Source organism: Parascardovia denticolens DSM 10105 = JCM 12538 (genome assembly GCF_001042675.1).
In the GTDB taxonomy this organism is placed as follows: domain Bacteria; phylum Actinomycetota; class Actinomycetes; order Actinomycetales; family Bifidobacteriaceae; genus Scardovia; species Scardovia denticolens.
Genome location: NZ_AP012333.1, coordinates 617,475 through 642,462, shown reverse-complemented (window position 1 = coordinate 642,462; position 24,988 = coordinate 617,475). Strand labels below are relative to the sequence as shown.

Genomic DNA, 24,988 nt, shown 5'->3' with positions numbered 1-24,988 from the left:
TTGTCCCGCTCCCCAAGGGAGAATCCACGCATTTCAGACTTGTGTGCTACCGTCTTCTCAGGATGTCATCGAGCTTTTACTCCATGATGCCACCAAGGAGATTAAAAAGAGCATGAGAAGCTTGTCTGAAAATAAGGTGGGAAGGCGGATCGCCATCGTTGATAACGATATCCTTTCCCTGAAGATGTTGTCTGAAATAGTCCTTGGCTTTTGTGATGAATACCGCATCGCATGGGCTTGCATAGCAGGAAAGGCCGCGCTCAAACACCTTCTTGAAGATCGGCATGAACCAGATCTCCTTCTGGTAGATGTTTCCCTCACCGATACGACCGGGATCACTCTCTGTAAAAACATCCGACGCCGTGCTATCGACATCCCCATTCTCCTTATCACGGCATTCCCCCTTAAAAAATATTGGTTTGAGGCAAAATCCGCAGGAGCACAGGGAATCATTGGGAAAGAAGATATCGATCTCTTGCGCGAGTCCATCAGTGGTTTGTTTCATGATCAGGCGACCGCCCAGAATCCGCAGATTGCCGAGAATCAATCCGCAACAATTTTTTATGATTTCTATTCACCACAGGACTCGATCAGACATCTGATAAAAGAAAGGACGACAAACAAGGAGCTTCTGTCACAAGAGGAAAAGCGAATCCTCTATTATACCATCAAAGGAAAGTCCCTCAAACAAATCGCCTCTATCCTCTCGGTGAAACCATCGACCATCAGAAATCATGCGCAGCATGCAAGGGAGAAACTCCATGCGGGGAATCTCACCGAGGCGGCGGTGATATGGCTGAAGGAGAGGGACGAATGATGAGCCCGGAAATCCGCCGTTACCCCAAGGCCGTTCAGATAGCCTTGCTGAGCATCACTGCGGTGTCCCTTCTTTTGATCGTCTCAGGATTCTTCTACGGAGGCGATGTCACTCTTCTGTCGTGCGTGAATCTGACACTGCAATGCGCTTTTATCGTCCTGTTGAATCGTTTCCCGAAATCCGTTCTATGGCTTTACGCCTTTTTCCTCACGGTAAGCGCCCTGGCTCCATTCGTATCGACGATCGAATACTGGGGAGTGTGGCTTACGCTCCTGTACGCTGGTCTCGTTCTGCGGGTCCGCTACGCTCTTTTGCTTGCATTCTCGTTTTCCGGTCTGCAATTCCTTTCCTATGCGATTTATCGGGATACATCATACACATTCCTGGGAGTCGTCAGCGTGACATCCCTTTTCTTCTTTTTCACCTTCATCGGCATCGGATTGCGTTCTTTCAATCTCATCCAAAACCAGCGTGTCCGAATCCTGGAACTGGAAAGGGAGAGAGCCGAACAGGACAGCCGGGAATGGAAAGACGACCTGGTGGCCGAACTTCATGACGCTCTCGCTGGTACGCTGACGGACATCGCCTTATGCTCCTATCAGAATCAAAAGGAAACGGATCCCACCGTATCGGCGCAGGGCAATGCCCTCATTCATAAGCTGGCTATGCAGTCAGTGCAGGAAATCCATCAGATCATTGACATCATCGACGATGACAAGCCTTTAAAAGAGTCGGTTGCCGATACCGGGCAGGCCGCAAACGCAGCCAGACGATACGGCAAGGAAACGATCCGGAAATTCCTTGAGGCTGAAGATCTCAAGGCGCAGACGATAGGGATGAAAGGACACTCGCTCATACAAGGCGAAAACGACATCCTTCTTCCAAAAAGCCTTCATCATGAGATGAGGCTGACCCTTCGCGAGATTTATACGAATATCAAAAAATACGCTGCGCCCGAGGGGGTCTACCTCGTATCGGTGACTATCTCACGGGAAGGAATCGCTATTTACTCTTCCAATCGTATAGAAAAGGGACGGGAAAAAGTCCTCCAGCATGAGTCAGGACTGAAGAACATCCGACAGCGGGTCTCCAAGCTCAACGGCACGGTGAAGTCATGGAGCGACGATGACGACTTGCGCATGACGATTTATTTCCCTGTGAAGGGAACCCGGCAAAACGGCCATAACCATGATGGACAATGATTGTGCATAGGAGTGACCGTTTGCTCCGCCGCAAAAGCCTCCCCTTCAGACTGGGGAGGTGACAGGAAAAACCTGCTGAAAATCAAAGACATTAACAGAAGGGAAACCGTACACAGCCTCAGGAATCCTCGCACCCTGCCTCCTTAAAAGGTCACGCCACAGTCAAATAGTCAAACGGAAGCCAGATCAGGATTATTCCAATCCGTGATATAGGCGGCCACAGGACCGTGCTCGTATTCCTCCAAACGCCAGCGGACGGATCCATCCGGCAGATCCAGGCTGGAGAGCTTGACCCAGAAGGCGTTGCGCATGGAAACCAGGGAAGCGAAATCCGGATAGATGGTCGTCATTCCCAGAACGGTTTGCAAGGTCTGATTGATCCAAGCCCCGTGGGAGAAAATGAAAAGATCGGTGTCCTTGCCAGCCTGATAGGCCCAGTCATTGATGGCCGCCAATCCCCGCAGGCCGACCGCTTCCTTGGTCTCCGCCCCATGACGAAGCTCCCCGCCTTCGAACCGCTGCCAGGAGGCGAAGTCGTCGGGGAATTGCTCCCGGACCTCGCTCATGGACATGCCTTCCCAATCGCCGAAATTGCGCTCGGCCACACGGGGGTCGATGTGAACGTCAAGGCCAAGCGGATCCGCGAAAGTATGGGCCGTCTCTTGGGCTCGGCTGAGGGTGGAAGTCAGAACGATCTGTCGCCGTTGGGAACCCTGGCTTTGCCCAAGCTCTCCTTGGACTGCGCACGAGGAAGAGGGGGGAGCAGACGATGCGGAAGCCGGCGACGAAGCGGAGGCGAAGGACTCGACCCTCTCCCCATCCCCGTTGATGGCGACGTTGCTTTGCGCGCCGAAGTCCACCGTATTGCCGGCCTGAACATCAAAAGTGTTGTCTCCGTTGGAGCCCACATACAAGCGGGTCAACTCGGCGGCTGTCTGCTTCACCTGCCAGCGCCCGATCTCGTTCAGAGGGATGTCGATCTGCCCCTGAAAACGATGCTGGGCGTTATAGGAGGTCTGACCATGCCGGACCAGGAAAATGGAATGGACGTGTTCGCGCGTGTCTGTCATTTCGCTGCGCCTTCTGATCCTTGGTCCGCTTCCGCGGCCTCGTTTGGGGCTGGGCTCTCAGGCAGTTGGAGGTCGATGCGAGGGCAATCCTTCCACAGGCGGTCCAAATCATAGAAGGCGCGGGATTCGCGGTCCATCACATGGATGACGAAGTCCCCGTAATCCTGCAGGACCCACTGGCCTTCGCTGACGCCTTCGCGTTCACGGGGGTCACGGCCCAGTTTGACGTGCATGTCCTTCTCGATCTCTTCGGCTATGGCCAGAACCTGACGGGGGTTGTCTCCGGTGACGAGGAGGAAGATGTCGGTGATAGCCAATGGCTCGGTCACATCGAAGGCGACGATGTCCTCGCCTTTCATACGGTCAGCCGCGGCCGCGGCGATGCGGACGGCGTCGATGGAATCCTGAACTGCTGGCATGAAGTCTCCTTTATTGTGTTCCGTTCTGTTTCGTTCTGCTTACTCGTTACTCGGCCTGGAGTCGCGAGAGCGGTTGTCAGTGCGGTCATCCATGAAATCACCCTCGGAATCATCCGTGGAATCGTCGGACCTGGCTCCCGTCCGCTCCCAAGCCGGCTTCCACTCCTCCACCATGCGCTGGGAATTCTCAGAGTAGACCATGGCGTTGTCAGGCACGTCGTGCCGGATGACGCTGCCAGCGCCGGAAGTGACGTTGTCTCCCACGGTCACCGGGGCCACCAGCATGTTGCCGGCGCCGATATGGACGTTCGACCCGATTTCCGTCCGGTTCTTGTGAACCCCGTCATAATTGGCCGTGATGGTGCCTCCGCCGACGTTGGTGTGGTCATGGATATGGGCGTCGCCCACGTAGCTCAGATGGGGGACCTTAGTTCCCTTGTCGATGGTGGCCTTCTTCATTTCCACGTAAGCTCCGGCTTTGGTCTCTTCGCCCAGATGGTTGCCGGGGCGCAGATAAGTCCAAGGACCGATGGTGGCCTTGCGACCGATGTGGGAGCTCTCCACCCGGGATCTTTCCACGTGGGCCTCCCCCTCGACTTCGGCATCGATCAAAGTGGTGTCGGGCCCGATGACCGCATGGGCGCCAACCTTGGTCTTTCCTTGCAGGTAGGAACCGGGCAGGATGACGGCGTCAGGCTCAATGGTTACCTCGTCATCGATCCAGGTGGTGTCCGGGTCTTGGATGGTGACCCCGGCCCGCATCCACTCCTCGCAAACACGCACGTTATGGGCCTTCAGCAGGCGGGCCAGCTGGACCCGATCGTTCACGCCCTCCACGGCCAGGTAGTCAGGGGCTTGGAAGACCCCCACGTGACCGATGTGGCGGGCGGTTTCCAAGGCGTCAGTCAGGTAGAACTCCCCTTGTGCGTTATCTGTCGTCAAGCCGGCGATGGCCTGGGAAAGGATCTTGGCGTCGAAGGCGTAGACGGAGGTGTTCACCTCGTGCACGGCAAGTTCGCTGGCATTGGCGTCCTTCTGTTCGACGATGCGCAAAAGGTTGCCGTCGGGATCACGGATGATACGGCCATAGCCGAAAGGATTCTCCAGACTGGTGGTCAGGACGGTCGCCGCATCCCCGTTGGACTCATGCGCTTCCAGAAGCTGGCTCAGAGTGGCGGTATCCAACAGGGGCATGTCGGAGGCGGCGATGAGGACGGTCCCTTGGAAAGCGTTGCGCTTCTCCAGTTCGAAGACGGCGCACTGGACGGCCCGGCCTGTTCCTGAGATCTCATCTTGGTTGACGATGATTGCATCGTCCTGATAGCTGGAAGCGGCTTCGGCCACCCGCTGGGCCTGATAACGGACCACGACCGCCTCGGATTGGGGATGGAGCTGGGAAACGCTGGCCATCACCCTTTGCAGGAAGGTCTTTCCGGCGAATTCATGCAGCACTTTAGGGGTGTCCGACTTCATCCGGGTTCCTTCTCCCGCCGCGAGGATGATCGCGCAATCCAACTTTGCCATGGGGTTTCTCCTTTCCGCGATGCCGAAAGCATTCGCGATGCCATTCCCTGACCTGTTCCGGTCTCTTCCGACCTTCGTCAATCTTACTTCACTCAGTTCATATCCGGCTCGACGCGGTCGCGCCTACGCCTGATTGTCGCCTTGTCTTCCTTCGTTCTCCGTCCCCCCCCTAGCTTTTCTTTGTCTTCCTCGGTTCCCTTGGACCCCTTAGTTTCCTCTGGCTTCTTTCCTGCGCGGTTCCATCCCGCGTGATTCTTTTCCGCAAGGTGTCATCCCGCGAGTTCCTTCGGAAGAAAACCGAAAGAGGAAAGAAGGGGCTGCAAAAAGAAAATGCGCAGCCGCCACCGACTACGCAAATCCTTGGGGTTCCTCCACCTGGACTCGAACCAAGACTAAGGGTTCCAAAGACCCGTGTGCTGCCATTACACCATGGAGGAATTGAGCGCTTGCGCACTCAAGTCTCTATTATGGCATACCCCGTTTACTTTCACGGCTCGAACACGTGTCTTCAGCGGATGTTGTAGGGGGGGCGCTTATCTGCGGATACTTTCTGATTATTTGCAGACGCTGCGAGGGTAGGCCAAAGGAATCTCGTCGCCGTGATACTTGGGATAATTGGCGAAGAGTTCGGCCACGGAGCCATCGTTGAAAATGGCCTTCATGGCACCTGCCAAGAGGGGGGCGATGGACAAGACGGTCAAGCCGTCCCACCGCTTCTCTTCCGGGATGGGGACCGTGTCGGTCAAGACCACTTCGCAGGCGCCGCAGTTCTTCAGACGTTCCACGGCGGGATTGGACAGGACCCCATGCGTGGCCACGACGATGACCGACTTCGCCCCGGCTTCCAAGACGATCTTGGTCGCCTCGGCGATGGTGCCGCCGGTGTCGATCAGGTCATCCACCAGGACGCAATCCTTGCCGGCCACGTCGCCCACGACTCGGTTGGCGACCGTATGGTTGGGCCGGGTGATGTCGCGGGTCTTGTGGACGAAGGCCAGGGGGCAGCCACCCAAACGCTGGGACCACTGTTCGGCCACCTTGATGCGACCGGCGTCGGGGGACACGACGGCGACGTTGTCCAGAGGGACGCGGGTGCGCACGTATTCGACCAAGACCGGCATGGCCTGCAGGTGGTCGACCGGGCCATCGAAGAAGCCTTGGGATTGCGCGGCGTGAAGGTCCACGGACATCACGCGGTCGGCCCCGGCGGTTTTGAAAAGATCGAAGATGAGACGGCAGGTGATGGGTTCGCGACCGCGGTGCTTCTTATCTTGGCGAGCGTATCCGAGCATGGGGCAGACGGCGGTGATGGATCGGGCGGACGCCCGCTTGAGGGCGTCGATCATAATGAGCTGTTCCATGATCCACTTGTTGATGGGATCGGTGTGACTTTGCATGACGAAGACGTCCGCCCCTCGCACCGACTCCGTGTAGCGGACGTACATTTCCCCGTTCGCGAAATCATAGGCAGTGGTTTCCAAAACATCAACACCCAAATACTTTGCTACGTCCTGAGCGAGCTTGGGGTTGGCCCTGCCTGTGACCAAAATGAGATTCTTGTCTGGATTACCTTCGAGAACTGTGCTCACCATGTCTCCAAATTTATTGCCGAGCTTGGAACTCTTTCATGATAACAGGCAGAGGTCACAAGGTTCCCCTCTGCGTTGCGGTTCTTAAGACCGGTAAAGACCATGCTTTCCAATGTATTGGACCACCCCGTCCGGAACCAGGTACCAGACCGGTTCCCCGTTTTTCGCCCGTTGCCGAATGTCGGTGGACGAGATGGACAGGGCGGGGATTTCCATCAGATCCACCGCCGCCTGGGGCACGCCCGTGTTCTCCAAGTCGATCGTGTATCCCGGACGGGAGACGCCGACGAAATGGGCCAGGTTCCACATCTTGTCCGCGTCCTTCCATTTCATGATTTCGGCCAAGGCGTCGGCCCCGGTAATGAAGAAGAGGTCGGCCTGGGGGCGGATCCGCCGGATGTCCCGCAAGGTATCGATGGTGTAAGTGACGCCGGGGCGGTCGATATCGACCCGGGAGACCACGAATTGCGGGTTGGAGGCCGTGGCGATGACGGTCATGAGATAACGGTCTTCGGCATTGGTCACGTCCGCGTTCAATTTGAAGATCGGTCTGCCGGTGGGGACGAAGATGACCTCGTCCAAGTCATAGACCCAGGCCACTTCCGAGGCGGCAACCAAGTGTCCGTTGTGGATGGGGTCGAAGGTCCCGCCCATGATCCCCACGCGGGGGACTTCATGGTTGTTCCCCCGGGCCGATAAACGCCGCCGGTGCCTGACGCCGAGCACCTCGCTCAGATCGGACATGCTCCTTTGCGCGTAGCTCACCGGTTGTTGAAAATCCTCTGTAGCCCTCACCATGGTCCTTTTTTTGCCTCTCGCCTTCCTTCGACTGTGTTCGGCGGCCTTACGTCTTACCTTACCGGTCTTTGTCCGCACTTTTCCCTTGCTGGGCGGCGGCCTCATCCTGAGGGGCCGACTCCTCTTCCTGGGCCTTGGCCAAGACCTCCCCCGCCATTCCTTGTTCTTGGGAATCCAGGTATTCCTGGGCATCGGATTCGATTTTGTCCATATCGTCCTGCCACTCCTTTTCCACGTAACTCTTGATCTCCTCGTAGGTGGGCAGGAGGAAGTCGGGTTGGTAGGCTTTGCGCACGTGAGCCACGTATTGGCTGATCTCCTTCAGCAGATCGGCCATGCGGTCGGCATCGGAGTCTTTCTCCCCTTGGCGGAAAAGGTCGATGCAGGATTCCACCGAAGCGATGTCCGCGGAGACTGCGGCCAGCTCTTCTTCCGGTATGTCCCGCACATCCTTGGATTCCCCCTGGGGCCAGCCGAGCAGAACGGCGTCGGCATACTCCAAAGCCGCCCGCTCATTGACCGTGGGCAGCTGGTCTTCGATGGTCACCACGAAGATGTAACGGACGGTGCTGAGCCTTTCGGACACGATCCTCAGCCAGGTCCGCGGGCGCACCCGCTCTGATTGTTCTATGTCTTTCGCCGCGTATGCCATGATGCCTCCGCTCCTTTCGTCATTTCCGATTGCTGGCGGACTTCCGCCCGCCCCTGTCCGTCTGCGCATTCACCCGGGATGAGTCCAATAGCTCCCGCGCATGGTCCAAGGATGTCTCCGTGGCCGTGCCGGAAAGCATGCGGGCTATCTCTTCGACCCTGGCCTCGCCTTCCACCGGTTTCACCACGGTTTCCACGGTGTCCGTATTCTCCGAGTCAAAGGCGGGGCCGCCTTGTTTGACGACCACATATTGCCTATCCGCCCAGGAAGCGACCTGAGCCAGATGAGTGACCACAATCACCTGAGCGTCCTGGGAAAGCAGGGCCAGACGTTTGCCCAATTCGACGGCGCTCTTACCTCCGACCCCGGCGTCAATCTCGTCGAAAATGAGGGTCGGTCTATAGCTCGCCTGGCCCTCTCTCTTCCCTACCCCTTGGTTGGACCTACTCATCTCGAAGGCGACCAACTCCAAGGCCAGCATCAGCCGGCTTAATTCGCCGCCGGAAGCGCTTTTCCCCATGGGAAGCCTGGGCGAGCCGGGGAAGGGAGTGAAGAGGAAGGAGATGCGGTCGCTCCCCCAGGGGTTCAGCTCATCCACATGCTCCACCAGAATATCCAGGCGGGAGCCGGCCATGGCCAGGGAAGCCAGCTCCTGGTTCACCCTGTCGGACAGGACCGCAGCCGCCTGCGAACGTCGGGAGGAAAGGCTCTTCGCCTTCTTGACCGCGTCCACGACCAAGTCCTTCCTTTGCTTTCTCAGCTCGTCGATATGCTCGGGAGACGCGTCCAGGTCCTCCAAATCAAACTCGGCCTGCTGTTTCCAAGCCAGGACGTCATCGATTTTCGGCCCCCACCGTCGGGTCAACTCCTCCAAATCATGGATCCGACCGTTGATTCCATCCAGTTCTTCCGGACTGCCTTCGTCCGCGACCTGGCTGGAGAGGGAAAGGATGATTTCCTGCACGCTTTCCAAGGCTGAATTCAAATCGGAAATCTGGTTGACGAACAGGTCCCGGGCGGCGGAGCTTTCCAGGACGCGTACAGCCTGCTCCAAGAGGTCCGCCGCGCTGGCTTGGTCTCCCCCTTCCTGGGATGAGTCCAGAGCCATCAAAGCCCTTTGAACCGCTTGGGAGATATCAGCCGCGCTTTCAATCCGGGTGCGCTGCTCACGCAAAGCATCGTCTTCGCCGCGTTGGGGGCCGATCTTGTCGATGCGGTCGATGGATTCCCGCAGATAATCCGCCTGGGCTTGGATTTGCGACTGCTCTTGAACCAGGTGTTCCAGCTTCTCGTCAGCCTTCCTTACCGCCTGGTAAGCGGTTTGATAATCCGCCAATTCCTGGTCGTCGCCGCAGCACCGGTCCAAAAAAGCGCGCTGATGGGCGGACGAAGCCAGTTTGAGCTGCTCGGCTTGCCCGTGGATGGTCACGGTGAAGGAGCTCAGTTGCTCCAGCAAGGACCGCGGGACCGTTTTCCCATTGGCATAACAGCGGGAACGGCCTTGGGCGGGGACTGTCCGAGAGACGAAGAGCTCCCCCTCATCGCAGGGAGAACCGGCTCGGGCGGCCAGAGATTGGACGTCTTCTTCTCCGGCTACATCGAAAATCCCTTGTACCCAGGCATGGTCCGCGCCTGGAGCCACGCGCTGGGATTGGGCGTCAGAACCGGATAAAAGCTGGATGGCGCTCAAAAGCATGGACTTTCCAGCCCCCGTCTCCCCGGTGATGGCTGTCATGCCGGGTTGAGGACGGAGGACGGCCTGATGAATCGGCCCTAAGGATTGAATCTCCAATTCTTCTAGCATTCATCCTCCTTCCCAGTGGCGAAGGTCCGACGATAATCCCGGCGAGGGGTCATCTCGCTCAAAGCGTCCACGATGGCCTGATTATGGGCTTGGTCGTTCTCACTTCCGTTTTCGGCCATCTTCCTTTCCTCGGAGGTCTTCCCCCTGGAATCCAGGTTCTTGGAATCCAGACGCTTTTGGGCTTGCTCATGCCAGCCGACCACGGGAAGGTTGAATTTCGTCACCAACCGGTCGGTGAAACGGGCGTCGGACAAGCGGGCCAGGTGCAAGGTGTCCTTCGACTGGCGGACGACCACCCTCGAACCGACCGGAACCGGATGGGCCCGCCTGCCATCACAGGTGATGACGGCGTCATCCTGCCGGGTTTCCAAGACGGAGATTCCGAAGGTCGATTCGGATCCGATGATCAGAGGCCGGGTGAACAGGGCATGGGCGGCGATGGGAATCATTTCCAAAGCCTTCACCCCTGGCCACACGATCGGGCCTCCGGCGGAGAAAGCGTAAGCCGTCGAGCCGGTCGGAGTGGAGACGATAAGGCCATCGCATCCGAAAGAGCTGACGGCGACATCATCCACGGTGACCCCCACCTGGATCATCGGGCTATGAGGGCCGTGATAAATCACCATATCGTTCAAAGCCCAGTCCTTCAAAAGCTCCGACTGGTCCGGCTCCCATAGCTCCACATCGGCGATCATACGGTCGTCGATGGTGTAATCCTTTTCGGCGATCCGTTTCATGGCGGTTTCGATTTCGAAGCTTTCGAACTCAGCCAAAAAGCCCACATGGCCCAGATTGATACCGATCACGGGGACATCCGTCCCCTTGACCAGCTCCACCGCCTTGAGGATGGTCCCGTCTCCCCCCAGGACCACGACGATCTCCGTTGTCTCATCCACCGTAGGAACCCCCTGCCCGAAAGAATACAGGGTATCGCTGGCCTGCACCTGCACGCGGAAGCCATACGAGCGCAGGGCTTCCACCACCTGGCTGACGATGGGCGAGGACAGGGCAAAACGCTGGTGGGTGACGACTATCGCCGATCGTGCTTTTGTCATTGGCCCTCCTTTACCGCCGATGAATCTGACTTATCCTTTACCGCTCAGTTTAGACGGGAGAATGTATGAGTAGACCCCGACGCCGGTCAGGCATGTTATTCACAGCTTTCCACAAGCCGCTTTGACTTATCCACAAGCCTTCTTCGCCGGAAATCACGAGACCATCATCTGGTCAGCCAGAGGAGGAATTCCTCGTTTCCATGAGTGCCGGTGATGGGAGAAGGACGGCAGGAACGCACTTGAAAACCATTCTCTCCAGCGCAGGTGATGACCCTCTCGACCGCTTTCTCCCGAAGGAGGTCGTCCGTGACGATCCCACCCTTGCCGAGGTTCCCCTTGCCCACTTCGAACTGGGGCTTGACCAAAAGGATGGCTGTGAAAGTCCGCCCGGGATTCGCTTGGAGGAAGGCTTGGGCAAGGCCGGCCAAAGGCGGGATGATGAAGGTCAGGGAGATGAAGGAGACGTCGGAAACCGCGTAAGAAGGCAAGAAGGGCAGGTCCTGGGTGGCCACCTGGCGGAAGTTGACGCCACTGAAATCGGTCACCCGCTGGTCCTGAGAGACCCGGGGATCCAGCTGCCCATGCCCCACATCCAAGGCAATCACCCGCCTGGCCCCTTTCTCCAGAAGGACTTGAATGAAACCGCCGGTGGAGGCGCCTATATCGAGGCAATCCAAGCCTTGAGGAAGAATCAGTCCTTCGGGTTGGAAGGCGTCAAAGGCACCAAGGAGTTTCCATGCCCCGCGGGAAACGTATTCCTTCCCTTTATACAGGACTTGGAGGCGGTCTTCGGGGCCGATGAGCCGTGAGGCCTTGCCGGCGGGAAGGTGGTTGACGAAGACATCCCCGCGGGAGATTAATTCCTGGGCTTTGGTGCGGGAAGGGGCCAGGCCCTGTTCCACCAAGGCCCGGTCTAACCTGATCTGACTGGTATAGTCGGTCTTCATGGGATGAGGCTTACGAAGCCTGGCTGTTCAACTGATCCTGAAGGGTTTCCAATGCCTCCTGATAGTCGGCGATCACACGGGAGAAATCGGCGTCGGCCGGCTTGTTCAAAGAGGGAAAATGTGAGTAGAGGGATGGCTCCTGGTCTTGCCCGAATCTGGCTTCCGGGCCGGAAAGCCCGACTTCTTCCAGTCGATTCTTCCGTTCGTCGGCCGGTGAGGGACTCATCTGGGACATCGTCATGTCCTCCTTCCTATCGGATTTCGATTGAGCCACGTTTAGTCCACCTCTAGTGGAGTTTCGCCGCGAAAGCGGGAAGACGGAAATCGGTCGGATCCAAACCGGAATCCAGCGCATGCCAGGCGGCGGAAGCGGCGGCGCGCAAGGCGTCGAGGGAATCAAGTTCCTTGGCCGGCTCATTCCCCGATTTCTTCGCCGGGGACCCGGACTCAACCACGTGCAGCCGGGCCGGGATCGTTGGGGATTCGGAATCCACCCAAGCCTTAGCCTGCCGGCAGGTGAAAAGGAGGCGGCCGTTCTCGCGGCTGACCCTCACTTCGGGCTGCGGGTCATTCAAACCCTCCAGATCGGCGCAGACGAAGACCGGACGGTTGATGGGCGCGGCCAGGATGATCTGTCTCGGATCGGCGACCCCGGTCAGGACGACGGCCCCGTCATAACCGCCGCGGTTGGCAGCCTCGATATCGGTGTCCAACCTGTCCCCCACAGGCAGGCAGATCTGGCGGTCCAAGGGCCTGTCGGTGTCGCTGAACATGGTCAAAGCGATGTCATACATGAAAGGCTCCGGCTTGCCTGCGGACGCTTCCGGCTCTTTGCCGCTGGCCGCGATGACCGGTAAAAGCATGGCCCCATTCCCGGGGGCGATTCCACCTTCCCTGGGGATGGTCAGATCCCGGTTGGTCGCGAAATAGCGGGCCCCGCTCTGGATGGCGTACGTCGCTTGGGAAAGCTCCTGCCAGGAGATGGTCGGATACCATGACTGGATCACCGCTTGAGGATGGTCGGCGGCCAGATCGGTCACTTTGAAGCCGACCTTCTCCAGTTCATCCCTGAGATGCTCGGCCCCGATGACCAGAACGGTGGACCCCGGCTCCAACGCCTCCTCCATCATATGGGCGGAGACGATAGCGGAGGTGATCACGTCGGAATCCTCCAATTCCAGCCCGAAAGAGCGGATTTGATCGGCCACGACCGAGGGGAAGCGGGAAGGGTTGTTGGTCGTATAGGCAATCTTCATCCCTAGATCTTTGGCCTGGTCGATGCCGGCGGCCGCGTTTTCCACAGGATCGGCCCCCCGGTAAACCACTCCGTCCAAGTCGAGCAAAGCCAGCTGATAGGCCTGGCTGAGGGGGCGCTCGCTTCCGTGAATGATGCCCGGTCCAGTGAATTCTTCCTCAGCCATATCACTCCTTCATAGATGTATGTTGCCCTGTCGGATCTTGTCGCCTTTTTAGCTCTCGGGGCTTGAGGCGGTCTGCTCCTGGCCCTGTTCCTGATTGTTGACCTCGGTCTCAGGTCCGGCTTCGGGTGAGACTTCGGTCGCAGGCTCAGCTGAGGTCTCAGCATCGGATTCCGCGGACGCTTCGGGCTCAACCGGATTCTCCGACTCAGTCGAAGCTTCAGGCTCAGCTAAGGTTTCGGAGCCGGCTTCGGGCTCAGGCTCGGGCTCATCATCCTCATCATGATGGGCGTAGAAGTCCTCAGGATCGATACCCATGCCCCGGAGCATGTCGTCGGTGATGCTCTCCATATCGTTGTCGACGACGTCCTCTTCGGGAACCTCGTCATTCTCATCGTCGGCGTATCTGGCCTCCAAACTGTCCAGCAGGGGGTCCAAAGCCGTCGCCGCTTCCTCATCGCCGGCCTCTTCGTTGAAATACTGCTCCGCCTGGACGGCCCGCATCCGATAAGCGCCGCCGACTCCCTGCGCATGGGCCAAAGTGTGGGCGACCTTGATGGCCTCGTCGTACTTGCCCAAATCGGCCAGAGCCCCGGCGTAGACCAGGAAAAGCTCGGCCTTGGATTCCCCTTGCAGGTAACGGGCGTCTTCGGAGGTCGCGATTTCGATGGCCTTCTTGGGATTGCCCAAACCACGCTCGCAATCGGCCATGAAAGGCAGATAGTCCCCGTACCCATTCATACGGAAGGCGGTGCGGAATTCGCGCAAAGCCAGACGGTAGTCACCCATGCGATAGGCGATGAGGGCCAGGGTCTCCCGGGTCATGTCGATGCGGGAAGCCTGCTTGGCGATCCACTTGGCATGGTCCAAGGCGGCTTCGGGGTCGGATTCCTCCAGAGCGAAAGCGGCCAGCATATGCAGACCGATGTTCTCCGCATGCTCCTTGCTCAGCCCGCGCAGACGCTCCTTCTCCTCCTTGGAAAGCATGGACCACTCCATGCCGGCGGGCATCTTGGGCTCTCCGGGGCGACGGTCGGTATAAGGGTTCTGGGAAGGATAGGAGACGGTCCCGTCGGAATTGCGACGGCCGTTGTCATAGTTGGACGAAGATTGACGGCCTTGGTGATTGCCCCGTTCGCGCTTGTCGAAAGGACGGCCGGGACGGTCCTCGTAATGGTTGCCGCGACGCTCGGCCCGGCGGTCATCCCTGCGGTCGCCGTCGCGACGGTCATCGAAACGATTGCCACGCCGGCCGTCGCGCCGATCCCCGTAGCCCCGACGGCCCTCGTCGTCATGGCGGCGAGGACGGAAGCCCCTGTCCGAGCGGTCATAACGGTCCGAACGGTCGGAACGGTCACGATCATAACGGTTTTTATGGTCGTTATGGTCATACCGCTTGAACCCGCGCTGCCCGCCTTTGCCGAAATGATCGGTATGATTGGAATGGTCGGAGTGCCCAAAATGGCCATAGTGGCCGTGACCGCCGCCATTGCCCCCTTGGCCGGGTCGGCCGGACCGGTTCCCTCCGTGGAATCCTCCCCGAGAGTTCCCTCCACGATTACCCGAACGGTTGCCGCCACGGGATCCGGAATGATTTTCTGCCATATCTTAAGCCTCCACGACTCCTAAAGTCCTCTTACCCCGACGGATAAGAGCGAAACGATGATGAAGGAAGTCCTCTTCCTTCAGTTCCTGATTGATATCGGTCACACGCTGATTATTGAGGTAAAGCCCACCGGAAGTGATGGCCTTGCGCGCTTCCGACAAGGATTTGAAAAGCCCGGCCTTGACCGACGCCTCCATGACCCGTTCCCCGACCTGGGCAGGGGCGAAGACCCTCTGCCCCTTGTCATCGGCCACCTTGATCCCATCCAAAGCGGATTCCAGGGTCTGTTCGTCGATGGACTCCAAAGTCACGTCACCGCGTCCGAAAAGGGCGGCGGCCGCGTCGATGGCGGCCTGGGCGGCCTCGTCCCCATGTACGAAGGAGGTGACTTCCCAAGCCAAGACCTTCTGCGCCTCGCGGGCTCCGGGATTGGTTTCCACTTGCGAAGCCAAACGCTTGATCTCCTCTTTCGGCAGGAAGGTGAAGTACTTCAAGAGCTTCACCACCTGGTCATCAGGCTGGTTGAACCAGAACTGGTATAAACGATAAGGAGAAAGCATGGTCGGGTCGAGCCAGATGGCCCCGCCTTCGGATTTGCCGAACTTCTTGCCTTGGGAATCGGTGATGATCGGAGTGGTCATGACGTTCACCGCGGTCCCCCGAACCTTGCGGATCAGGTCCAAGCCGGAGGTCAGGTTGCCCCATTGGTCGGCTCCACCGGTCTGCAAGGTCACCCCGTATTCGTCGAACAGATGCAGGTAATCATTGCCCTGCAGAACCTGGTAGGAGAACTCGGTGAAGGAGATCCCTTCCTCGGAATCGAGACGGCGGGCCACCACGTCCTTGGCCAGCATGGTCCCGAGGCGGAAGTTCTTGCCGACGTCCCGCAGGAAGTCGATCACGGACATGGATTCGGTCCAGTCCAGATTGTTGACGAAACGGACCGGATTGCCTCCTCCGGCGTCCAGGAAACGATCCACTTGAGCCTTGAGACGCTGGGACCATTGGGAAACGACGTCTTTGGGATTGAGCACCCGCTCCCCTGATTGGCGGGGATCCCCGATGAGGCCGGTCGCGCCGCCGATGACGGCGATGGGATGATGCCCGGCTTCCTGCAGGTGCCTCATGAGCAGGAGTTGGACCAGGTTGCCGATATGCAAGGAAGCCGCGGTGGGGTCGAAACCGGCGTAAAAGGTGATGGGGTCCCCGTTGAGGGCAGCCGCCAGTCGTTCGCGGTCGGTCGACTGATTCACCAGTCCCCGCCACTCGATTTCGTCAAGGACCGAGTCAAAGCCCGCGTCCTTGAAACTCCTCACCTGAACCATCGCGGCTAGCCTCCATTCGGTATGAATTCCACGTATCACGAGCCAACATAAGCCGTTTTCCAGCAGACACTTTTCATTTGCGGGCACAAGCATACATACGCATACCCTCTCAGTTTGCCAAAGCATGAAGACAGGCCGCCCGCTCAAGCCGGTGGGGAAAACCAGGCTGCGCACAGGCGTCAGGGGTGGCAGGAGTAAGATGGAAAGTGCTTCTTATGATGGTTCCGACAGGCGCAGGACCGCGGCGGAGCCATCCGGCAGTTTTCAAAGGAGAAATCATGCGAATTGAAGATATGACCACCGTCGGGGCCATTGGATCGGGGACGATGGGGCACGCCATCGCCTTGGAATTCGCCGTTCACGGTTACCAGGTCCATCTGGTCGACCAGTCGGACCGGCTTCTGGACCACGGGCTGGACCTGATCCGGGCGGACGCCTTGGAATTCGCCTCCCATGGGCTTCTGAAAGAAGGTGAAGACGTGGACGACGTGCTCTCCCGCGTCAGCCCCTTCACCGATTACCACGAGGCCCTGGCCGGAGTCGGTTACGTGACCGAATCCGTGGCAGAGAACATGGACGTTAAGCATGAGGTCTGGCTCAAGGCGGAAGAGGCCGCCCCCACCGACGCCATCTTCGCCACCAACACGTCCGGTCTGAGCCCGACGAAAATCGCGTCCGTCCTCGCCCATCCCGAGCGTTTCCTGGTGGCCCATTACTGGAATCCCGCTCACCTCATGCCTTTGGTCGAAGTGGTCCCAGGCGGGAAGACTTCGCCCAAGGCCGTCGACGCCACGCTGGGCCTTTTGAAGGCCATCGGCAAGAAACCGACCCGGTTGAACAAGGAGTCCCTAGGGTTCGTAGGCAACCGCATTCAGATGGCCGTCCTGCGGGAGGCCTTCCACATAGTGGAGGAGGGCGTCGCCTCAGCCGAGGACGTGGACGCCATCGTCAAATACTCCCTTGGCCGCCGCTGGAGCATCCTCGGCCCCATCGCCAGCGCCGATTTGGGCGGACTGGACGTCTTCGCTGCCGTCAGCTCCTACCTGTTCAAGGACATGGACAACGGCGTAGACACCCCTGCCCTCCTGGCCGAAAAAGTCAAGGAAGGGCATCTGGGGAACAAGACCGGACAAGGCTTCTACGCCTGGTCCGGCCAGGAAGGGGCTAAGACCGTGGCTCGCCGGGACGAAGAACTGATGGAGGCCTTGGTCCGCGATTCCAAGGAGTCACAGAAGGAATCACAAGCGGCTGAGGACTGAAAGGCAGGCCGTTCAGGCTAGGCTCGAGGGTCTGCTGGAGACGGATAATCTGACGGTGATTGGGAATCTAATGGAGACGAGAATGGAGGGCATGGCGGAGGCTGCGACGGAAGGCGGAAGGCCGGTCCGTCGCAGTCGCTGCAAGCGAAAGAGGACAAGTCCTTCAAGGCATGGGCCGCCTCGTCCATCTGTTCCTTCACCCGGGCGGGAGCCGTGCCCCCCTGCCCTTGCCGGGCCGCGACCGAGCCTTGGACGGTGAGGATCGTCTTCACTTGAGGGGCCAGATCTGCCGGAAGGAAGCCGGAGAAAATCCGCGCATAGTCGTCATCCGTCAGGTCCCACAGCTCGACCCCTCTTTTCTCGGCCGTCTTCACGCAAGTCCCCGAAAGGGCGTGCGCCTGGCGGAAGGGGATTCCCTGCTTGACCAGCCATTCGGCTATGTCGGTGGCCAAGGCGAAACCGGTCGGGGCCTCCCCATCCATCCGCCGATAGTTCAGCCTCATGGTGGCCACCATGCCGGTGAAGGCCGGCAGGAGGACTTCCATGGTGTCCACCTGGTCGAAAACTGCCTCCTTGTCCTCCTGCAAATCCCGGGCATAAGCCGTGGGCAGGCCCTTCAAAGTGGCCAAAAGACCGGTCAGGTCCCCAATGAGCCGACCAGCCTTGCCGCGGGCGAGTTCGGCTATGTCCGGATTCTTCTTCTGGGGCATGATGGACGATCCGGTGGAATAGGAATCATCCAAAGTGACGAAAGCGAACTCCTGGCTGTTCCAGATGATGATCTCTTCGGCGAACCGGGACAGGTCGACCCCGATCATGGCGGCGACGAAAGAAAACTCCGCCACCAGGTCCCGGGAGGAAGTCCCGTCGATGGAGTTCTCGACCACCCGGGAGAAGCCCAGCTCAGCCGCCACCGCCTGGGGATCCAGGCCCAGGGTGTTTCCGGCCAAGGCCCCGGACCCGTAGGGAGAGGCGTCCGCCCGTCCATCCCAGTCAGCCAGGCGACCGATGTCCCGGATCAGGGGCCAGGCATGGGCCATGAGTTGATGGGCGACCAGGACCGGCTGGGCGTGCTGCATATGGGTCCGCCCGGGCATGACCGCCTGGCCTGCCCGGCGGGATTGGTCCATGATCGCCTCGATCAAACACAGCAGCTGGGCGGCTATGGTCCTGGCATGGCGACGCAGCCACATGCGGATCAGGGTGGCTATTTGGTCGTTGCGGGAACGGCCTGCCCGGAGCTTCCCGCCCAGCTCCTCGCCGACAAGGAGCAAGAGGCCCCTCTCCAAAGCGGTGGCCTCGTCCTCGTCCCCCTCATCAGGCCGGAAGGCCCCGGAATCGACCAGATCCTGCAGCCGATCCAAGGCCTTTTCCATCCGTTCGAGCTCCGAAGGCGTGAGCAAGCCGACGGCGGCCAAAGCGCGAGCATGGGCCCGGGAGCCGGCGATGTCGTCATCGGCCAAACGCCAATCGAACTGGGTGGATTTGCTCAAAGCGGACAAGGCTTCGGAAGGGCCGGATGCGAACCGTCCTCCCCACAAGGCCAGATGGTCGTCCTGTCCTGCTTCTTTCCCAGAGCGGTCCTGCGAGGCTGAAGCTGAGTCCGAGGCTAAGTCTGAGTCCGGGGCTTCAAAGCCCACCGGCTTCTCGCCCATTTCATCCTTCTCGCCCATTCCGCCTATTTCGCCCGTCATCTTCTCACTCATCCTTTCCCTCTTGATCAGAACGATCGCAACGCTGGTCCCTGGCCGCGGCCACCCGGGAAGGCAGGCCGTAAAGCTCGATGAAACCGGTGGCTGCGCTTTGGTCGAAACGATCGCCGGATTCGTAAGTGGCCAGGGCGTAGTCGTACAAGGAACTATCGGATTGGCGGCCGACGACGACCGCCCTGCCCCCATGCAGGACTATGCGAATCCGCCCGTTCACATACCGTTGACTGTCTTCGATGAAGGCGTTCAGGGAATGGACGGCCGGCGAATACCATTGGGCGTCGTAGACCAGCTCGGACCAACGTTTGTCGACGTCCCGCTTGATCCGATGCTGCTCCCGCTCCAGACAGAAATTCTCCAGGTCTTCATGGGCGGTGATCAAGGCGATGGCCCCCGGGGCCTCATACAGCTCGCGGGATTTGATCCCCACCAGCCGGTCCTCCATGATGTCGATCCGGCCGATTCCCTGGGCCCCGGCCCTCCGGTTCATCTCCTGCACGGCCTCCAGTGGGGTAACCGCGCGTCCGTCGATCTCCACCGGAATCCCCGCCCGGAAGGTGATGGTCACTTCATCGGGGACCGGGGGGAAGGCCGGGTCATCGGTGTAGGCGTAGACGTCTTTGGTTGGGGCGTTCCACGGATCTTCCAGATACCCAGTCTCGATGGCCCTCCCCCAGACGTTCTGGTCGATCGAATAAGGGCTTTTCCGGGTCTGGACGATGGGCAGGTCGCGCTGTTTGGCATACCCGATTTCCACGTCCCTGGTCAAAGACAGGTCCCGAATCGGGCTGACCGCTTTCAGCGACGGGTCCAAGGAGCGGATGGAGACCTCGAAACGGACCTGATCGTTCCCCTTGCCGGTGCAGCCATGAGCGATGGTGTCGGCCCCGAACCGGTGGGCTGCGTCTACCAGATGCTTGGCTATCAAAGGCCGGGAGATGGCGGAGACCAACGGATAGGCTCCTTGGTACATGGCGTTCGCCTTCAGGGCGGGCATGCAGTAGTCGGATGCGAACTCATCGCGGGCGTCCAGCACATGGGCTTCCACGGCCCCGCAGGCCAAGGCTCGCTGGCGGATGGTCTCCAGGGATTCCCCTCCCTGACCCAGGTCCAGGCTGACTGCCACCACCTCCTTGCCAGTGCGGTCCTGCAGGAAAGGAATGGCCACAGATGTGTCCAAACCACCGGAATATGCCAATACGATGCGTTCCATCGATCACCTTGCTTTCTCAAGGTACTTAAATATATACAGCATTCAGTATCGTAATACCCGACCCCTACTTTCCTCCTCCCTCCCCGGCCTTTCAGCCCTTCTTTTTACTTAAAGAAAAACCGGCCCTGCGCGAAGGCAGGACCGGATCAAACGACCGCAAGCGGCTCTACGATGGGAAAACCGAACCAAGGACCCAATCAACCAGCCGGCCGAACGGGAAAAGGAATCGAAGGGATCAGTTGAACTTCCTGGCGTTTTCCCCTGAGGCCAAAGCCAGGATCCACAGGCTGCGGTTGCGGGCGGCCTCTTCGTTGCGGGCCACCAGCATGACCGTGTCATCGCCGGCGATGGTGCCGAGGATATCGGACAGGATCTGGCGGTCGATGGCGGACCCCACGTATTCAGCGGCCCCTTCGGAGGTCTTCACCACGATCAGGTTGTTGGCGAAATCCACGGAGGTGACCAGGCCGTTGATCACGCGGGACAGGCGCTGCTCGCTCCGGCTGAAGCTATCGGGGCCGAGGGCCTTCTTGCCGGCGGAGATGAGGGCGTAAGCGGATTCGGACTCCGACTTCCGGGCGAAGCGCTTGATTTCGTCCTGGGTGGGCAGGGCGTAAGCCACGGACCCGTCGTCATGGCGGATCTTGATGGCCTTCATCTCGTCCAAGTCACGGCTCAACGTGGCCTGGGTCACGTCGATCCCCTGCTGGGACAGCAAGACCTGGAGCTGCTGCTGGGAATTGACATCCTGGGAATTGAGGATGCGCTCGATGGCGTCGCGGCGGGCGACTCGGGTGGATGGGCGGGTATCTCCTTGGAGCATGATTGCCTCCTATGTTGTTTTGTATTTGTCTTGGTTGTTTTTGTTTTGTATGTTGGTTTTGTCAGTCTGCTTTTGCCGTTCGGTCCCCTGCCCTGGAATGAGGGATATGCCCTCGGAAAGGATGGACTCAGTCCGATTGCCTCATCTGGTTGAGCAGGGTGTCATACCAGGCATAAATATCATCGATGGTATGACCGTTGCGGATCCATAGGAAAAGGAGGACCATCTCCACGACCAGAAGGACAATGGAGATGATGGCGATGGCCAGGCCTTTCATATGAAAATGCCGGATGCGGGGAATGGCGATCAGCGCCAGGAAGACTCCTAGCGGCTGTAGATTGAGGATGGTGAGGACCAGGGACCAGATGGCCATGGCCGACCACCGTCCGTAAAGCGGATTGTAATCGGGGTTATCCGGGTCCAGCTCAGTCACCGGAATCTGTTGACCCCGACGATTGGTGAAGGTGGGGACTTGCCTGGGATCGAAGGGGCCGCCTTGGCCCGCGTTCCGATTCTGATCGGAGGCGTGAGCGCCGGGTCTTTGCCCCTGGCCGGAGTCGAGTCCGTTCGCAGAACCTGGACCAGAGCCAATGGCGGGCATCGGGGAGGAAGGCGTGGACTCAGGCCCCTTGCCTTTCGGCTGAGAGGAGGAGTCTTCGTCCGGACGGCCGTAAACGTAAGGGTCCCAACCGGGATACTTGCTGGCCATCTGCCCGTAAGCGGGTTCACCGGCCTGTCCGGCTTCGGGTTGCGCCGGCGCGGGACGCTGGCTCCCTCCGGCTTGAGAGGTCGGATCTTGCTCCATCCAAAAAACGCTCATGCTGATCCTCTTATCGTTATCTATATGCACATCATGCATAACGACATTAATATACACGCTTTATGCATTTTTCGCAAGTCGACCAGAAAGTCGGCCAAGGATTCAGCGGAGAAATCCGAGGGGAAACCGACCATGAAATCAGCCCAAAAGCAGATCAGGAGGCCGACAGCAAAGATCAAACCAATCAGAAGACCCCAGGAAATCGAAAACCCCGGGCCAAAAACCCAGGGTTTGGTCCTCACCCAACAACTTTCAGCCAGGATGAGGGGAGATCCGCGGAAGGCTTACGCCCGCAGCTGAGCCCCCACACCGTCTTGAACGGCCGAGACGACGGAGGACCGCAAAGCGTCCACCTCATCGGAGGTCAGAGTTTTGTCCGGAGAACGGAAGGTGATGGAGTAAGCCAGGGACTTCTCCCCTTCTCCCACCTGATCGCCTTGATAGACGTCGAAGAGTTCCAGGGACTCCAAAGCCGGGCCGGCCGCCTGGCGGATGGCCTCTTCCACCTGGCTGGCGGTGACGGAGAAGGAAACGGTGAAGGCCAGGTCCTGATGGACCGGCGGATAGGAGGAAATCGGCTTGGCCTGCAAAGGCGTGTACTTGACCGCTTGGAAGATGGCCGTCAAGTCGACTTCGAAGGCGGCGGAATGGGCGGGGAAGCCCAGGTTCTCGTTGACCCTCGGATGCAGCTCACCCACCTGGCCCACCTGGGTCCCATCGGCCAAAGTCACGTAGGCGAAGCGGCCCGGGTGCCAGCTGGCGGGGACCTGATCGGCCGCGGGCTGGTCCAGCCGCAAATCAGCCCCAAGCCGGTCACTCAGGCGACGAACGGCTTCCACGGCGTCGGTCCAATCGACCGGACGGGACTCGCCCAACCAACCGGCGTCCTCGGCCTCGCCCGTGAGGATGGCCGCCACGTGCTCGGGCTGCTCGGGCAAGCCGGCGTTCAAGGCATCCAGCTGCTCATCGGTGGGGCGCTGGCCGCCAGGCAAGGCCGGAATGGCGGGCGCCTGGGGATCCCAATCGAAGACGTGCCCCAGCTCATACAGACGGACGTTCGGGTTCCCCCGACGGATGTTCCTCTGCACCGTGTGGGCCAAAGTCAACAAGAGATCCCGCCTCAGGAAAGGTCGGTCCCCGGCCAGGGGATTGGCCAGCTGCACGCTGATCGGTTCCACCTGCTCGGCTTCCAGGGCGAAGTCCTGAAAATCCTGCTCTCCCACGAAGGGGTAGGACCAGATCTCCGTCAGACCGTACTCAGCCAAGGTATCGGCCACCCACCGGCGCCGGGTCTGATCTGCGGTGAGACCGACGGCCCCTTCGACGGCGATCTGCGGCACGCGCACGGGAATCCGGTCATAGCCATACAGGCGGGCCACCTCTTCCACCAAATCGCAGGGATAGGCCAGGTCAGGACGCCAGCTGGGCGGGTTAACCACCAGTTCCCCGTTACCGCCACCACCCCACTGGCAGCCGATGTCGGTCAGAATTTCCGTGATCTGGCTGACGGACAGGTCCAGGCCAGTCAAACGCTTGACTTCGGACGTCTTGAAACGGATGGAAGGAACATGGACCGTCCAGTCATAGTCGACCGGGGTGGGGCTGGCCTTGCCACCGGCGATGGAACTCATCAATTCCGCCGCTTCTTCGGCGGCCGCGGCCTGCAGCCGATAATCGACCCCGCGTTCGAAACGGCGGGAGGCCTCGGAGGGGATCTTATGTCGGCGGGCGGAACGGGCGATGGAAACCGGGTCGAAATGGGCCGACTCCAGGAGGACATTCCTGGTCTCCTCGGTCACTTCCCCGTACTGGCCGCCCATCACACCGGCGATGCCCAGGATCCGGGACCCTTGGACCCCATCGGGGGAATCGGTGATCAGCAGGTCTTCCACGCTCAAGTCGTGGCTCTTCCCATCGAGGGTGACCAGCTTCTCCCCTTCCACGGCCCGCCGAACCACGATGGGAGGGGCGATTTTGTCAGCGTCGTAGGCATGCAAAGGCTGCCCCAGATCAAGCATGACGTAATTGGTCACATCCACCAGAGGGGACAGGGACCGCATGCCGGAACGCTGAAGGCGGTGGGCCATCCATCGGGGGCTCTTCACTGTATTGTCCAAGCCATCGACGCGTCGGGCGTAATAGCGGTCGCAGCCAATCTGACCACGGATAGGGTTATCGTCCTGAACGATGACCTCGATGTCCCCCATGCCGGCCGTGGAATGGCCCAGCTTGGGGGCGCGCTCGTTGAGGGTATCCACAGGGTCCGTGAAAACGGCTCCGGTGGAATGATGGAACTCCCGGGCCACCCCCCGGTAGGAGAAGGCATAGCCGCGATCGGGGGTGATGTTGATCTCCAGGACCGGCTCCCCTAGGCCCAAGAGGCCCATCAGGTCGTCGCCCGGCTTGAGATCCTCCACCTGCTCTTTGGACAGGCCATAATTCTTCAGCAGGATGATGCCGCTGTGGTCATCGCCCAGGCCCAGTTCACGGGCGGAGGCGCACATGCCGTCAGACAGGTGGCCGTAGGTCTTGCGGGGCTCGATCTTGAAATCGCCTGGCAGAACGGCACCCGGCAGGGTCACCACGACCAGCTCGTCTTTGGCGATGTTGGGGGCCCCGCAGACGATCCCCCGGGGGACCTTCTTTCCGGATTCGTCCTCCACGTTGTAAGAGCCTACATCCACCTGGCACCAGGAGATGATCTTCCCGTTCTTCTGCTCCTCCTTGACCAAGTCGACCACGTGACCGACCACGATCGGCCCGATGACCTCGCCATGATGGATGGCTTCCTCTTCCAGACCGACCTTGACCAAGTCCGCGGCCAGCTGTTCGTAAGTCTCGTCTTCGGGCACTGCCACGTGCTCACGCAGCCAGCCCATATCAATCAGTGGCATATCAACTACTTTCCTTGACGTTCCTGTGAGTGTTTCCTATGTTT

The 24,988-nt window shown here is 59.5% G+C and carries 21 protein-coding genes and 1 tRNA gene; 3 read left to right on the top strand and 19 right to left on the bottom strand.

Annotated features, from left to right (window positions below):
• The first annotated feature begins 121 nt into the window (after positions 1 to 121).
• Positions 122 to 817: a response regulator transcription factor gene (locus tag PSDT_RS02720; protein WP_171820998.1), complete on the top strand. Its 696-nt coding sequence runs from the start codon at positions 122 to 124 to the stop codon at positions 815 to 817.
• Positions 793 to 2,019: a sensor histidine kinase gene (locus tag PSDT_RS02715; protein WP_006289898.1), complete on the top strand. Its 1,227-nt coding sequence runs from the start codon at positions 793 to 795 to the stop codon at positions 2,017 to 2,019. The genes PSDT_RS02720 and PSDT_RS02715 overlap by 25 nt, the downstream gene beginning before the upstream one ends.
• A gap of 170 nt (positions 2,020 to 2,189) precedes the next feature.
• Here PSDT_RS02715 and PSDT_RS02710 read toward each other — a convergent pair whose 3' ends face one another.
• From PSDT_RS02710 to tyrS, 14 genes are all read right to left on the bottom strand, one after another.
• Positions 2,190 to 3,089 (bottom strand): histidine phosphatase family protein, encoded by a 900-nt coding sequence (locus PSDT_RS02710; RefSeq protein WP_006289897.1) that lies wholly within the window; start codon positions 3,087 to 3,089, stop codon positions 2,190 to 2,192.
• The gene (gene rsfS, locus PSDT_RS02705) at positions 3,086 to 3,508 is read right to left on the bottom strand and encodes a ribosome silencing factor (RefSeq protein ID WP_006289896.1); all 423 of its coding nucleotides are present in this window, start codon (positions 3,506 to 3,508) and stop codon (positions 3,086 to 3,088) included. The genes PSDT_RS02710 and rsfS overlap by 4 nt, the downstream gene beginning before the upstream one ends.
• A 39-nt stretch (positions 3,509 to 3,547) precedes the next feature.
• On the bottom strand, positions 3,548 to 5,032 hold the full coding sequence (gene glmU / locus PSDT_RS02700; protein ID WP_006289895.1) for a bifunctional UDP-N-acetylglucosamine diphosphorylase/glucosamine-1-phosphate N-acetyltransferase GlmU: 1,485 nt from the start codon (positions 5,030 to 5,032) through the stop codon (positions 3,548 to 3,550).
• Between the two features lie 366 nt (positions 5,033 to 5,398).
• A tRNA-Gln gene (locus PSDT_RS02695) sits at positions 5,399 to 5,469 on the bottom strand.
• Positions 5,470 to 5,586: 117 nt separating this feature from the next.
• Positions 5,587 to 6,624 carry a ribose-phosphate diphosphokinase gene (locus tag PSDT_RS02690; RefSeq protein WP_006289894.1) on the bottom strand — a complete coding sequence of 346 codons (1,038 nt, stop codon included), beginning with the start codon at positions 6,622 to 6,624 and terminating at the stop codon, positions 5,587 to 5,589.
• Positions 6,625 to 6,705: 81 nt separating this feature from the next.
• Positions 6,706 to 7,419, bottom strand: a complete 714-nt coding sequence (nadD, locus tag PSDT_RS02685) for a nicotinate-nucleotide adenylyltransferase (protein ID WP_006290564.1) — start codon at positions 7,417 to 7,419, stop codon at positions 6,706 to 6,708.
• A gap of 58 nt (positions 7,420 to 7,477) precedes the next feature.
• Entirely contained in the window at positions 7,478 to 8,071 is a 594-nt protein-coding gene (locus tag PSDT_RS02680; protein WP_006289892.1) for a hypothetical protein, read from the bottom strand.
• 19 nt (positions 8,072 to 8,090) lie between these two features.
• Positions 8,091 to 9,875 carry a DNA repair protein RecN gene (recN, locus tag PSDT_RS02675; protein ID WP_006289891.1) on the bottom strand — a complete coding sequence of 595 codons (1,785 nt, stop codon included), beginning with the start codon at positions 9,873 to 9,875 and terminating at the stop codon, positions 8,091 to 8,093.
• Positions 9,869 to 10,930: an NAD kinase gene (locus PSDT_RS02670; protein ID WP_006289890.1), complete on the bottom strand. Its 1,062-nt coding sequence runs from the start codon at positions 10,928 to 10,930 to the stop codon at positions 9,869 to 9,871. The genes recN and PSDT_RS02670 overlap by 7 nt, the downstream gene beginning before the upstream one ends.
• Before the next feature lie 164 nt (positions 10,931 to 11,094).
• Positions 11,095 to 11,877 (bottom strand): TlyA family RNA methyltransferase, encoded by a 783-nt coding sequence (locus tag PSDT_RS02665; protein ID WP_006289889.1) that lies wholly within the window; start codon positions 11,875 to 11,877, stop codon positions 11,095 to 11,097.
• A 10-nt stretch (positions 11,878 to 11,887) separates the two neighbouring features.
• On the bottom strand, positions 11,888 to 12,118 hold the full coding sequence (locus tag PSDT_RS02660) for a hypothetical protein (protein ID WP_223293611.1): 231 nt from the start codon (positions 12,116 to 12,118) through the stop codon (positions 11,888 to 11,890).
• Positions 12,119 to 12,164: 46 nt separating this feature from the next.
• Positions 12,165 to 13,298 carry an HAD-IIA family hydrolase gene (locus PSDT_RS02655; RefSeq protein WP_006289887.1) on the bottom strand — a complete coding sequence of 378 codons (1,134 nt, stop codon included), beginning with the start codon at positions 13,296 to 13,298 and terminating at the stop codon, positions 12,165 to 12,167.
• Positions 13,299 to 13,346: 48 nt separating this feature from the next.
• Complete coding sequence (locus tag PSDT_RS02650; protein ID WP_006289886.1) at positions 13,347 to 14,900, bottom strand: hypothetical protein; 1,554 nt, start codon at positions 14,898 to 14,900, stop codon at positions 13,347 to 13,349.
• Between the two features lie 3 nt (positions 14,901 to 14,903).
• The gene (gene tyrS, locus PSDT_RS02645) at positions 14,904 to 16,226 is read right to left on the bottom strand and encodes a tyrosine--tRNA ligase (protein WP_006289885.1); all 1,323 of its coding nucleotides are present in this window, start codon (positions 16,224 to 16,226) and stop codon (positions 14,904 to 14,906) included.
• A gap of 278 nt (positions 16,227 to 16,504) precedes the next feature.
• Here tyrS and PSDT_RS02640 point away from each other — a divergent pair, with 278 nt between their 5' ends.
• Positions 16,505 to 17,485, top strand: coding sequence for a 3-hydroxyacyl-CoA dehydrogenase family protein (locus PSDT_RS02640; protein WP_006289884.1), 981 nt, complete (start codon positions 16,505 to 16,507; stop codon positions 17,483 to 17,485).
• A gap of 17 nt (positions 17,486 to 17,502) precedes the next feature.
• On the opposite strand, the gene argH is transcribed toward PSDT_RS02640, so the two are convergent.
• The 5 genes from argH to pheT all read right to left on the bottom strand — a co-directional run bounded on the left by argH (position 17,503) and on the right by pheT (position 24,944).
• Complete coding sequence (gene argH, locus PSDT_RS02635) at positions 17,503 to 19,191, bottom strand: argininosuccinate lyase (protein ID WP_006290567.1); 1,689 nt, start codon at positions 19,189 to 19,191, stop codon at positions 17,503 to 17,505.
• The gene (locus PSDT_RS02630; protein ID WP_006289882.1) at positions 19,184 to 20,407 is read right to left on the bottom strand and encodes an argininosuccinate synthase; all 1,224 of its coding nucleotides are present in this window, start codon (positions 20,405 to 20,407) and stop codon (positions 19,184 to 19,186) included. The genes argH and PSDT_RS02630 overlap by 8 nt, the downstream gene beginning before the upstream one ends.
• A gap of 235 nt (positions 20,408 to 20,642) precedes the next feature.
• Entirely contained in the window at positions 20,643 to 21,230 is a 588-nt protein-coding gene (locus PSDT_RS02625; RefSeq protein WP_006290568.1) for an arginine repressor, read from the bottom strand.
• Positions 21,231 to 21,357: 127 nt separating this feature from the next.
• On the bottom strand, positions 21,358 to 22,089 hold the full coding sequence (locus PSDT_RS02620; RefSeq protein ID WP_006290569.1) for a hypothetical protein: 732 nt from the start codon (positions 22,087 to 22,089) through the stop codon (positions 21,358 to 21,360).
• A gap of 245 nt (positions 22,090 to 22,334) precedes the next feature.
• Positions 22,335 to 24,944: a phenylalanine--tRNA ligase subunit beta gene (gene pheT, locus PSDT_RS02610; protein WP_006290571.1), complete on the bottom strand. Its 2,610-nt coding sequence runs from the start codon at positions 24,942 to 24,944 to the stop codon at positions 22,335 to 22,337.
• Positions 24,945 to 24,988 lie beyond the last annotated feature (44 nt).